General features: G+C 56.7%; 11 protein-coding genes. 4 read left to right on the forward strand and 7 right to left on the reverse strand.

The features are described 5' to 3' along the window. Window positions 1-254: 254 nt before the first annotated feature. Window positions 255-1139 carry a DUF1403 family protein gene (locus tag RBB18_RS22735; protein WP_306112594.1) on the forward strand — a complete coding sequence of 295 codons (885 nt, stop codon included), beginning with the start codon at window positions 255-257 and terminating at the stop codon, window positions 1137-1139. Window positions 1140-1141: 2 nt separating this feature from the next. Next, a complete protein-coding gene (locus RBB18_RS22740) occupies window positions 1142-1738 on the forward strand; it encodes an SMC-Scp complex subunit ScpB (protein WP_306112593.1) in 597 nt (198 codons plus the stop codon). A 54-nt stretch (window positions 1739-1792) separates the two neighbouring features. Here RBB18_RS22740 and RBB18_RS22745 read toward each other — a convergent pair whose 3' ends face one another. The 7 genes from RBB18_RS22745 to RBB18_RS22775 form a co-directional block, all read right to left on the reverse strand. After that, window positions 1793-2494 (reverse strand): competence protein CoiA, encoded by a 702-nt coding sequence (locus tag RBB18_RS22745; protein ID WP_306112592.1) that lies wholly within the window; start codon window positions 2492-2494, stop codon window positions 1793-1795. A gap of 61 nt (window positions 2495-2555) precedes the next feature. Beyond that, window positions 2556-2939: a DUF6527 family protein gene (locus RBB18_RS22750; protein ID WP_306112591.1), complete on the reverse strand. Its 384-nt coding sequence runs from the start codon at window positions 2937-2939 to the stop codon at window positions 2556-2558. Between the two features lies 1 nt (window position 2940). After that, window positions 2941-4335, reverse strand: coding sequence for a ThiF family adenylyltransferase (locus RBB18_RS22755; protein ID WP_306112590.1), 1395 nt, complete (start codon window positions 4333-4335; stop codon window positions 2941-2943). Next, window positions 4332-5183, reverse strand: a complete 852-nt coding sequence (locus RBB18_RS22760; protein ID WP_306112589.1) for a multiubiquitin domain-containing protein — start codon at window positions 5181-5183, stop codon at window positions 4332-4334. The genes RBB18_RS22755 and RBB18_RS22760 overlap by 4 nt, the downstream gene beginning before the upstream one ends. Before the next feature lie 69 nt (window positions 5184-5252). After that, on the reverse strand, window positions 5253-8651 hold the full coding sequence (locus RBB18_RS22765) for an ATP-dependent helicase (RefSeq protein WP_306112588.1): 3399 nt from the start codon (window positions 8649-8651) through the stop codon (window positions 5253-5255). Further along, complete coding sequence (locus RBB18_RS22770) at window positions 8635-9183, reverse strand: hypothetical protein (RefSeq protein WP_306112587.1); 549 nt, start codon at window positions 9181-9183, stop codon at window positions 8635-8637. Before RBB18_RS22770 ends, RBB18_RS22765 begins: the two co-directional genes overlap by 17 nt. Beyond that, the gene (locus tag RBB18_RS22775; RefSeq protein ID WP_306112586.1) at window positions 9173-9979 is read right to left on the reverse strand and encodes a hypothetical protein; all 807 of its coding nucleotides are present in this window, start codon (window positions 9977-9979) and stop codon (window positions 9173-9175) included. The genes RBB18_RS22770 and RBB18_RS22775 overlap by 11 nt, the downstream gene beginning before the upstream one ends. A 131-nt stretch (window positions 9980-10110) precedes the next feature. Between RBB18_RS22775 and RBB18_RS22780 the strand changes: the two genes are divergently transcribed. Then, complete coding sequence (locus RBB18_RS22780) at window positions 10111-10707, forward strand: DUF6088 family protein (RefSeq protein WP_306112585.1); 597 nt, start codon at window positions 10111-10113, stop codon at window positions 10705-10707. Continuing rightward, complete coding sequence (locus RBB18_RS22785; protein WP_306112584.1) at window positions 10704-11729, forward strand: nucleotidyl transferase AbiEii/AbiGii toxin family protein; 1026 nt, start codon at window positions 10704-10706, stop codon at window positions 11727-11729. The genes RBB18_RS22780 and RBB18_RS22785 overlap by 4 nt, the downstream gene beginning before the upstream one ends. The last annotated feature ends 315 nt before the right edge of the window (window positions 11730-12044 follow it).

Below are 12044 nucleotides of genomic sequence, written 5' to 3' on the forward strand. Positions count from 1 at the left end.
CTTCTTCGAACTCACAACTATACCTCCTGAATTTTCCAGTTTCAGGATAGTTGCGCCACACAAAGTGAGGCAGAACCTGAATTCCGGTCATCCGACAGCTTTCCCTGAAAATCCGCTGATTTTGACACTGTGCCGCAGCGTATCTCTTCATGTCCGATAAGGCAAACTTATTGGACATAAATGGATGCGGCAAGGTGAGGCGGTTTGAGTGCTATTTTCTGGCAGAAACCGCCGCACGAGTGTAGGCTTCACGCATGTCTTTCGCCCGGCCAGATCACATCAGCGACCTCGACACGTTACCCCGGATGCCCGCCTGGGTCACCTCTGCACGCGCTGAAACCCTTGAAGATGTTGCGTTTTTATCGGGTGCGGCGCTGAACCACCTGCATGTTGTGCTAGGACGCGCGGAGGTGCCCCAAGCCTTGTTGCGGGACCAGCTCGCGCTGCGGGCGGCGGCCGCTTGTGTCGCGTTCTCTGGGCGGCCGGAGCGGGAGGCGGAGCTGCGCGACGCGGTGCACCTGCTGCGGCCCGGCGATCTACCCGGACCGGCGGGCGAGACCGCCCTGGCCTGGTGGCGTGCGGTGCATCGTCCGGTGTCGATCAAGGCGCTGGGTCGTGCCTTGCCGGGCTCCGAGGCGAGCCAGATTGCCGCATGGCTTGATGCCGGAAAAGGGGCGCCGGTGACCCGGGCCGCGATGGCGCTGGAAGCCGTTCTGCGCGAGGCGCCACGTGCTGACGAAGCTGCGCTGATCCTCGCGGATGCGGCTATGGCGCAAGCGCTTGGCTGGGATCATCTGGTGCCGCTGCTTGCCGCGGGTCTGAAGCGCGCGGACCTGCGTAAGCAAGGCGACGACCTGCGCCTGGCCTGTCATCGGGCACTCATCTCTTCGGTGTTCGAGGTGGTGCGTCTCTCTACCGACCTCGTGCGTCGGGCGGCGCATCTGAAGGCGGTCGCACCCAAGCTCCGGGCCAAGGGGGCGGGCGACGCGGTCGAGATGTTCCTGACCCGCGATGCCGTGGCGCCGTCGGCTTTGCCCTTGCCGGATCGGGCCGCGCGGCGGCTCTGCGACCGGCTGGTCGAACTCGGCGCGGTGCGGGAGCTGACCGGGCGCGACACTTTTCGGCTCTACGGGGTGTAGCGATGGCAAAGGATCGTCCTGACGCCGAACTAGATCGCGAGCTGCCCGACCTGCCGCCGGAGCTGCGCTGGCGCGAGTGGATGCGCCGGATCGAGGCGGTGCTCTTTGCCTCAGCTTCGCCGGTGCCGCGCGACGACCTGGTCCGCGTGGTGGGGCAGGGGGCTTCGGTCGATCTGCTGGTCGAGGACCTCGCCGCCGATCTGGACGGGCGGGCCTTCGAGATCGCTCAAGTCGCCGGCGGCTGGATATTCCGGACCCGGGCGGCCTACGCGCCCGCGATCCGCGCTGCGGCGGATGTCGGGGACCAGCTACTCGATCTGAGTGAATTCGACGTCGCGGTGCTCGCTGCTATCGCCTACCATCAACCGATCACCCGCGACGGGCTCAAGGATATCTTCGGCAAGGAGATCAGCCGCGACCTGATCGGTCGGCTACATGCGCGCGACCTGATTGGGACCGGACCACGGTCGCCTCGGCGTGGGGCGCCCTACACCTTCGTGACGACAGAACAGTTCCTGATTGCCTTCGACCTGCCTTCCCTGCAGGACCTGCCGGACCGCGAGCAGATGGAGGATGCAGGTTTGTCCGCAAAGGCCTGAGGGTCTGCGGTCCCAAAAAGATCTGTGTCAGTTGAACCTGATGGAAACCGAACGCTAGAACCTGGCACGAAGCCGACGGTACCGCACCGTTTGCCGAACAGGTTTGCCAAACAACACGTCCGGTATCGGAGTTCCCTTTAAAATGTTCTCGACAAGTGATCGTTTCGGATAGGCAAATCCATAGGCCCAGTCACCTTTGACTCTCCGAAGAAGCCACACCGTGTCCTCCCCAAAATCAAAGGCGACGATCACGCCGACATGGACCCATTCCTTTAGCAACCTTGAATCGTAAACCCAGAGCTGCTCAACCAGCCCGTCCTTTGTCGGATGCTTCACGCCATCTGCTTGCGCGGTTGCAAACTGCTTGCGGTCGGTCTTACGACGCGTTCCGTCAATAACCCAAAACATAGGGTTGTGAAACCTTGTCCGCGTTCGCGCTTCTACAGGCTTGATGTATGAGTGCTGAAACTCAACCACCAAGCCCTTGGATGTCTTAACATCTGAGATGTGAAGCTCGCCATGTTCGTCGCGCGCAGCGATCTCCTGCCAATCTGTCGGGAATTGGTTCTTCCAATCCCGATGCCACTGCGTTTCGTTTTCCCACCAATGGTCGCAGTGGCGTTGTCCTTTGTGCGCCCAGTGCCAGACCGTCTTGGTCCCGCATCGGGCAATGAGGTCATCGCCGCAACCAGGGCATCTGCCTTTGGCGCCTGGGCTGGCTTCAACTCGTTTGTCGTCGTCTAATGCGAACCGCATGATTATGCCCCCGATTGCTCGGGTTGTAGTTCGAGGCGCACAGGTCGCTTTGTTCGCTCGCTTAGCATTTGTGTCGTTCCGCTTTCTCTTTTGGCGTTTGCGGCCGTCCACCTTTGCACCAGTGAACCTTTCCCTTCTTTACCCAGAAGTGGCACCCACAGTCGTTTTGCTGGTGCACCGACGGGTGGAGTGTGGGTCTTTGCCAGAAATCTGTGCTAATGATCCAGCGAGGTCGACGATCTGGGTTGAGAGACAAAGCGATCCTCTCACCACAGCCGCCAGGGCAGGAGAGACAGGCCCATTTTTGGATCGCGCCGCTCTCGACCAGGACTAACTCTTCCGGTTCTGTTTCAGGCGTTTGCGGGAAGGCGTCCTGCCTGCTCACCAGATAGTCATACTTAAGTACTCCAAGCTGCCGAAGCAGGTTTGCCAATAACTTTTTCATCTCACGTCACCATGTCCAGAAAGGGCGTCATGTCCCCCCGGCCTGGAGTTTCAGTTGCATCACAACACAGGCAGCCTGGGCGCGGCGAAATCTCAGGAAAACGCTCATCGCGCGCGTGAAACCGTCGCATCCGCGTCGGTGCCATTCCGTTTGCTCCGGCGAACCCGGTGATACCGGTCAGCCATTCATTGACCGCCATGGCACCCGCCTCTGTCGTGAAGGTCACAACGGCAGGGGAGGGATCACCCTCACCGAGCAGATAGGCTTCCTCTTTCAGTTTTTCATAAGCCTCTGGATCAGTTCGCTGCAAGGCCTCCTCGCGAGCGCGTTGCGGGTTGATGAACCCGCCGCAAAGCAGACAGGGGTGTCCTGGCACAAGGGTGGTAACCCGGGCAAACAGATCGAACGACTGAGCATCGCGACGCTGCATTGCGAGCCCGACATCGATGACCGCAATGCCATAGAAACGGGCGAAGCGGTTCAGAAAGAGCCGACCGGCGTGGTCATCCGTGCAGCAGAAAATCACATCACAAGATTTCAACGCGTCCCATGTGCATGGCTCTCCGGCCCAGGCATTGATAGTTGCCAACGACATGCCAAGATTGGCCTCCGCAACTGTCCGCGCGTGAATGTCGGCCTTGGCTCGATGAGCATCAACATCCTCCTGTCGTGCGCCATGGAGCCTGTTGAGATTTGTATCTTCAGCATGGTCCTTTTCGAAGAGGACCGCTTCGCGCACACCAAGACGCATCAGCAAGGGCAACACTGCGCTTCCCGTAGCACCCCCTCCGGCAATGCCGCACCGAAACTGCGTGATCATTGCATTGGCCTGATCGCCGAAGAGTCGGGTTTGACGGTCCAGGAAGCCCAGATTGCTGCCGTTCTCCGCGGTGAGGGTCAGGCGCGGTCCTGTGTGAAGAATACGCGCGATAGCCGTTGGCTTTTCGGCCGAGCGCCAAATCCTCAAGGCAATCTCGCCGTCGCTCGCAATCAAAACGCTGATCAGTCCGGGTGCACCCTTGATCAGGGCGGTCCGCGCAAGTTCCGCCTCGTTCCGGTCATCTTGTTTGGAAAAACGGGCCCGTCCCTTTGGATGGGTATGAATGATGGCGGGAACCAAACCATCGGACTTGGCGCGACCAAGCAATCTCATGAAGCTGTCGGTTTGCCACGTCACGTGGCGCTCGGAGGCTGAGACCACGTCGTCATCATCGAGATCGATGAACGCATGCGAAATTAGCCGTGTGCGAGCAGTGTCCGTCCAGGGGTCTTTCTCGATCGCCGCCGTCCCAAAAAGCATGTAGGCGGAACGCTCAGCACCGGCACCCTGCGCGAGCAGGGACCGGATACCGGCTTCGTGCGGACCAGCCAGAATAACATCCAACGGGCCCTTCATGGCCGCGCCTCGGCGAGAGCTGTTTTGATCCGTGCCACCATCGTGCGCAAACCATCAATGCCGGGCCGCCAGGCGTTGTTGTGGCGCGACCAGCGCTGCCAAACACGACCTGCAAAAGTGTGCTGCACTGTACAGGCTTTCGGGACTTGACCGTTCGCCAGCGTCAAATGCGGAGAGGCATAAAACATGTCAGGCGCGCAATCGGGATACCCGGCTGGCAGGCGTACAAGGATATCCGCGGCTTCGACATTGAATTTGCCTTCAGGCAGCTCGAGCGACTTCAGGATGATGCCGGTCTCACGGCCTTCCTGAACGACTTCGAACTGATAGCCGTGGTCCACCAGAAAAGTCTGATCAAACGAAGGAAGGGTGTCCCCCTCCGTCGTCTGATCGATGAGCGAGATGAACCGCTCCACACCCTTGGCATCGAGATTGATGACATCGCTGTCAGCAATCTTGCGGTCCTGCTGGCCCGGGATTTCCTGCCAGAGATTGTAGTTTTCCGGCAGGTCAGCAAGCTTACGCAGTACAAATCCGCTGATGCACGCGCGCGGCCATTCAAGATCCTTGTCGTCAATCTTAAACTTGAAGACACGGTCCGTCCGCGCGACCAGCACTTTTTCAGCACCGCGACCGCGCAGATCATAGCTTTCGTCGAGGCGAATGTCTTCAAAGTCCCCATTTGGCAAAATGGCGATTGCCACATGCTCATCAACAGGATGCCCGTCGGCAGCTTCGATCAACTGGCGACCGAGAACCTTTGGGTCATCGAAAACGTGTTTCTTGAAGTTGAGGCCCTCATCGGCGATGAAAACCGGGAAGCGAGGATCATTTCCTTGCGATTTCATTGTGTTCGTCCTTAAGAAGTTGGCGGACGCAAACCTCATGTCTGCGCCTTCACAAGGACAATCGCGGCGTCAGGAGGAATCCGGTAAGCCTAATCCAATTTTTTTTCGGAGCGTGCCTGAGGGCGGTTCGCTGCAGATGAAGAAATATGCGCAGCGGGCGCAGCGATCGCTGCGTTTTGGGGGGAAATGCCCTTCGAGGATCGCAATTGCAGCTTGAGCGATCTTTGTTTTCCGGTTCCCCAACTTCGTACTGCTCATGGTCAATCGGTCCTGGGTCGCGCCGGTCAAGAACACGAACTCAGCCTCGCCGTGGCCTTCAGCGGCAAGTTGAAACGCAGCCGCATCTAAGGACTCGACAGCGTTCGTGGTCTTTCGTCCTGTTTTGATGCGCCGCAGTACCCTGCCAGACCCAGCATCGACTTCCTCATGTGCAGATACGACAATCTCTGCCTCACCGAATTTCAAGGAAATTGGGGTTGGTGCGCGCCGTTTTTCGCCTGTGCGGAGCAATCGGAAAAAACTCAGCAGCTCGTCTGAGGTCTGACGGTACTCGGCAGCGTATCCATGATCCGCCGGACCATTTTCCATCCACGCCTTATCCATGATGGCTGCGAGCTCGGCTTCGCTTGGTTCATCGTTCAAACGAGACGTCAGCTCATCGACAACGCCTTGGACTGCGTTGTGCATACGCATAAGGGGCGACTCTGCGCGACGACCGCCGACTTGCAACACATGCGCAAAGAAAAATCGCCGTGGGCACTTCTCATAGGTCGCAAGCTCAGAAGGCGATATGCGAGCGATGCCATCAACCTCCAACTTTATTCCGTTCGCTGATACCGCACCTTCAGCCGATGCCGATTGCGGAGATTCGTTCAGAACATGACCAGATATGTCATCCACGAACTTCGATCGCTTGCTGTAGGCATAAAGTATCAGTCGCTCCTCCGCTCTGGATAAAGCGACGAAAAACAAACATTGCTGCTCCTCGTCATGCCCGGACGTGAGCGCGTCACAGCCCTTAAAGGGCGCACCCTCGATCATGCCGTCAGGAGGTGCGAGTCCGCGATTTTGCTTAGCTGACAGCGGAATGGATCGGCTGGTCAATGCCGGCAAATGAAGGACCTTGAACTCAAGGCCCTTGCTGCCGTGAATGGTCATGATCCGGACAGCGTCGAGGCTTTGTGCAGCTTCAGGCAGGTCGCGTAAGTCGCGTTCATCTGACACTATGACAAGGCGTCGGATGTGATCGAGAAGATCGCGAATGGGGTACCCGGATTTTTTCGGCAATGTTGATCTCAGAAAGTTCTGAAACTGCCACAGCGCAATCGCAGGATTTGCATTGCCTGATCTTGCTCCCTTCGCAAATTCGGCGGCCAAGCGCGTCTTATCAAGATAGAGAGTTGTAATCACGCGCCAGGCCGACGAAGTGGGTTCAAACTCCCCAAACACCTCAATCAACCTTGAGAGGGACTTCTCACCCTCCTCGCTGATGTCGTCTAGGCCCGAAAGCGTTTGCCTCCAGTCCAAGGGCAGCGTGTTTCTAGCGGCACGAATCGCATCAACACAGGTTGAGACATCCTCAATTGCCAGTTGAAATGGGCGGAGAGACGCGACGCAGGCAAGTCCCATGGCGCGCGGATCAACCACTAGGGAAAGGACGGAAAGCGCTTGCTTGATTTCTGGTCGGTCAAAGAGGGGCCCAAGAAACAAGACCGGAATCCCCCGCGCCTCTAAGCCAGCGGCGATTTCTGCCAGTCTCGCATTGCCCTTACATATTACTGCCTGGTCACGGAAAGACGTGGTCTCGTTGCAGGCCTGTTTTATTCGGAGGGCGATTTCGTCTATTTCACGATCCTTGGCATCAACACCCACAAACACGGGACTAACCCCATTAGTACCCTTAAACGCCGTGGCCTCAAAGCCCACCCCGGCAGCTGCCATGCGCGTTTGAGCAAAACCCTTGAATGTGTCGCATATTTCTTGTGATGATCTGTAATTGACATTGAGTGGGAGACTTTCGCCTCCTAAGAAATCCTCGGTCTCAAATCGATCAATGTTGTACGAGGATGCACCTCGAAACCGGTAAATTGATTGTTTGGCATCTCCCACCACCCACAGGTTGGTGCCTTTGGGCTTCAGCGCTTTCAACAATCGCACACTGGCCCGGTTTACGTCCTGATACTCGTCCACCAGAACATGGTCATAGAGTCGTTGAAGTTTCTCGCGAACATCCACGTCACTTTCGACGAGCATTGTCGGTCGAGCGACCAGATCACCAAAATCTACCACGCCGCGTTCCGCCTTGAGGCCTTCATATAGATCATAGACGGCTGAGATCTCCAGACACTTTTCTGCTGCCTCGATATCCTCCTCTGTATCTGCGGCCTCCATCATTTGCTCGGCGAGTTTACGGTAGTGGATGTTGTCGACTACCTCATCCTTGGCCCGTGAAATGGCGGAAAGGAGAGACCGCAGGGTATCTGTCGGATCCCAAAGTTCGTTGAAATGCTTCAAACGCAGCCGTGGGAATTCATCCTCCAACAGGGCAATGGCTTCAGTAATATCAATCATACGTGGATCTGCGGGAAGACCCACGCGGTCATGGAACCTGCGCAGGATATCAAGCCCAAATGAGTGAAAGGTCCCAATCCAAGCGGCACCAGCCGCTTCCGGCCAAACCCGCAGCGCCCGATCGGTCATCTCTCCTGCGGCCTTGTTGGAAAATGTCAGGAGCAGAATGGATTCTGGCTGCACATCACGGTCTCGAAGTACAGACAGGCGGCCAACGAGAGTCTGGGTTTTGCCTGTCCCGGGTCCCGCCTTCAGAAGAAGCGCCTTTCCGTCATGATCCGCAGCAATCTGTTGCTCGCGGTTCAATGGTTTGGGCGGGCTTGCGATATCCGGCGCTTCCTCCAACACCGGTAACAAAAGCGCATCAAATAGCTGGACCGCAACCATGTCGTAGGGGGCGCCAAGGCGCTCCGAAATCTCCTTTGCGCCAAAGTTGTCTTCGACATGCCAGGACCAGGCCAAACTGCGCGGAAAGAGGAACTCCCGCGCAAACATATCCATCTGGACTTCTTGGCGGGCACGGTTGCTGTAATCGACAACGCGATCCGCCCCAACTGAGGCCGGATCAGACGATCGTGCCGGATCGATGTTCATGGTTGGCCGGACATCAATACCCCCGCCAAACTCATCATGACCTATCTCATGGGCAACAAGAAACGCATTTAAGAACTCAATGCCCGTATCCTCATGCAGGATGACTTTGGCTCTCGGCTGCAAGAGCGCCCGTCCACCTTTGAGCTGCGGATGGTCAGGAGCGAGCTTGCGGACTTCGTAATCCCGAGCTTCTGCCTCTTGAAGAGCAAACGAATAGGGCTGGGTTGGATCGCCTCCCTTGCTCCTACGCTCAGTATGAAGGCGCGCGGCGCATCGACGAACGGCTTCAATCCGATCCATCATCTGCAAGCAACTTTTGCAATGCGCGTTGCTCCTCCTCGGTCAATCCAGCCTGGTTTACATAATCTTCGAATTCGATGGCCGGTTGCCCTTCAGGTTTCACATCAGATTTCATCGCAACGGCCTGTTGATCGCCAATTTGCATGCCGCTGATGACATCCTGCAGTCTCACATCCAACAGTTTCGCAAGCTTATTTAGGAGAGAAATCGGCATCGAACCGATATGGACTACACTTGCTTGCAACCCCATGAGGAAACTCCGCGGCAAACCCAACGACTTTGAGAGTTCACGAACGTCGGCGCCGTACAGTGCTTGCTCGACCTTTTGAACCCGCAAGACGCTGGTCGTCATAGCCTTGGTCTCAAGCGGAAGACTTGCCTCGACCGCTTCCATGTCGCTCATTGTCAGCTCGTGGAACAGATCCAGAAGTTCGTCTGCAAATTCAGGGTACTTTTTCAAATAGGTTTTCAGCACGGCAGGCGACATTTCAGGCTCAATCGTGAAGTCGCTGAGGACATCTTCTCTATTGGTCATCATTGTCCTCCAGTTTGAGTGCACGTCTGATCTTTTTAAACGCACGATCACGCCTGTTTCGTACGGTTTTTTCGACGCAGCCGAGCAGCTGGGTCATTGAAGGCTCACCGTCTTTGTTTGTCTCAATGGGAAATTCTGCGAGCATCAAATCGATCACCTTTCGTTCTTCCTCAGGTAAGGCGTCAATCGCGCGACGTATGCGAAACCGGTAATCAAAATCTTCTTCTTTTGTCAGGTTTGGCTTTTTGTATCGCTCAAGCGCCTCTTCGACTTCCTCGCGGATGTCCTCACTGCCATCGTGGTGCACAACGGATTCGGTGGCATTTTCCCGACCACTTACCTGCCGGAATTTGTCTATGCGGACGGAGCGAACGGCCCGGTCAAAAAACACCTCATATGCGTCAAGCTGTTCGACGTAGTCCCGCCGGTCCTCAAACATGAGCTCTGTCACACGTTCTATTATTTTATCGCGGATCTCGGCTACGCGAAAATCCTCGACGTCCTTATCGCCGCGTCGACTATTGGGCCGGGGACATGCAGCTTCAATCCGATCCAGCAAAATGTCGTAAAGTGCCGCAAACCGGCCATCTGCATTGTCGGCCTTGGTTTGTCTCAGGTGATAGAGCAGCACTTCGGAGGGCACGTAGTCGGCGTGCCGCCGATCTCGCATCGCAGCTTTGTCCAGGAGTTCATCAAAGGGCCAATCAAGGCTCAAGCGGATAAACGCACTAATCTCATCCCGTCGGGTATAGAGCTTTCCGCTTACTGTTCGTTTTCTGAGGGGTTCAATGCACATATCAAGTTCATAATTGTCTTAAATCAATTCGTTAAGCTGGCTTCTCCAGCACGCTCCCTTCGTTGTTTTAGGTGCTTTTACCTTGAAAGCTGTCAGAAACCAAGCTATATATCTGACACTTGGAGGCGAACATGCAAACCACATCTCAAGCGATCAAGGCCTATGCTGAAGCGCTGCCGGAGGGTGCGACCCTGTCGGCGCGGGAGTTGTTACACCTCGGAGAGCGTGCGGCGGTCGATCAGGCGCTGTCTCGGTTGGTGCGGCGTGGGGAGCTTCTGCGTGTGAGGAGAGGATTGTTCGCCTTGCCCATGAAAACCCGCTTCGGGAGCCGGGCGCCCTCGGTTGAGGCCGTGGTTGGGCACATTGCGAAATCAACAGGTGAGCGAGTGTCGCAAAGCGGAGCGTCGGCAGCGAACCTACTCGGCATTTCGACGCAGAATCCATCCCGTCAAGTTTTTTGGACCTCCGGGCCAAGCCGTCATCTGAAGCTCGGAGCTCAAAGCGTCGAGCTTAAACATGTGCCGAGCTGGCAGCTTCGTGCGCCTAACAGCCGTGCCGGGCACGCCTTTCGGGCGCTCGCCTATTTCGGCAAGTCTGAAGCTGCCCAGGCTTTGAGGCGTATCAAGGCAACGTTGAACGAAGAGGAGCAGCGGGAGCTTCTGAGCCTTCGAGCCTCTGCGCCAACTTGGATGGCCAAGGAACTTAGCGCGCTTGCGCCATCACAATGACAGGAAGCCAAACTTACTTTTCGCTGTCGCGTGAAGACAAGATCGACGCGCTGGAAGTGGCCGCCTCGAAATTGGGGCGGCCTGCAGACCTGTTGGAAAAGGATATCTGGGTCGTCTGGGTGCTTGACGCCTTGTTCGACAGTGATCTCGGCGAACACCTGGTGTTCAAGGGCGGAACGTCGCTTTCCAAGGTCTACAAGGCGATTGATCGGTTCTCAGAAGATGTCGACCTGACATATGATATCCGGCAGATCATTCCCGATCTTATCAAGGACCCCGACGATCCATATCCGCCAAGCCGCTCGCAAGCTCAGAAATGGACCGAAGCCGTTCGGAGTCGATTGGACGAGTGGGTGGGGTCAAAAGTGGCCCCCATGTTGTCGGACAAGGTCAAGGCCGCGGCGCTCCTGGCAGAAACCCGTTTAGAAGGTGACAAAATTTATCTGGACTACGACGCGGTGCGCAGTGGCAGCGGATATGTTAGATCCTCGGTGTTGTTGGAATTTGGTGCCAGGTCCACAGGAGAGCCGGCACAACATCACGAGGTAATTTGTGACCTCTCCCAAGCACTACCTGAGTTGCTCATGCCCGTCGCCACGCCTCGTGTGATGATGGCCGAACGGACGTTTTGGGAAAAGGCAACAGCTATCCATGCCTATTGCTTGCGGGGTGCGTTTCGAGGCGGCGACCGCTATGCGCGTCACTGGTACGACCTAGATCGCTTGCAGGCTGTGGGTATCGCTGCTCGGGCGCTGGAGGATAAGCCGCTTGCCCAGGATGTTGCGAAGCACAAACAGCACTTTTTCCGCGAAACCGATCGTGCGGGCGCGACGATAAACTATGCCGATGCCCTCTCAGGGTCGCTTTGCCTGATCCCAGAAGGGCTGGCCCTTGAGGCGCTGGCCCAAGACTACCAGAAAATGCAGGAAGCGGGACTGCTTCAGTCAGACGCCATCGCTTTCGATGACCTAATGGCTCGTCTGATGGGGCTTCAAGATCAGGCCAATAACCGGGCTGAATGAAGGAGGCGGATTTGGTGATGGGCGTGAATCCTTTATGAAGTCTAACAGTGTCGCGCCGATTGAAGCCATCAAAGAAACGCATCGAGCTTTGGCTGTATTGCGGGCGCTCGAGCGGGCTCCGTGCTACCGAATGCATGAACTCGTCCTTTTGGATTGGCTCCGAGTAATTGCGCTTGCAGCCACACGAGACGAACTCACTTCGACCGCCTGCTCACTGGTGTCACTTAGCACTTAAATGGGTTCTGCCTCACTTTGTGTGGCGCAACTATCCTGAAACTGGAAAATTCAGGAGGTATAGTTGTGAGTTCGAAGAAG

It is taken from the genome of Roseovarius sp. MMSF_3298 (assembly GCF_030733705.1).
GTDB lineage: Bacteria > Pseudomonadota > Alphaproteobacteria > Rhodobacterales > Rhodobacteraceae > Roseovarius > Roseovarius confluentis.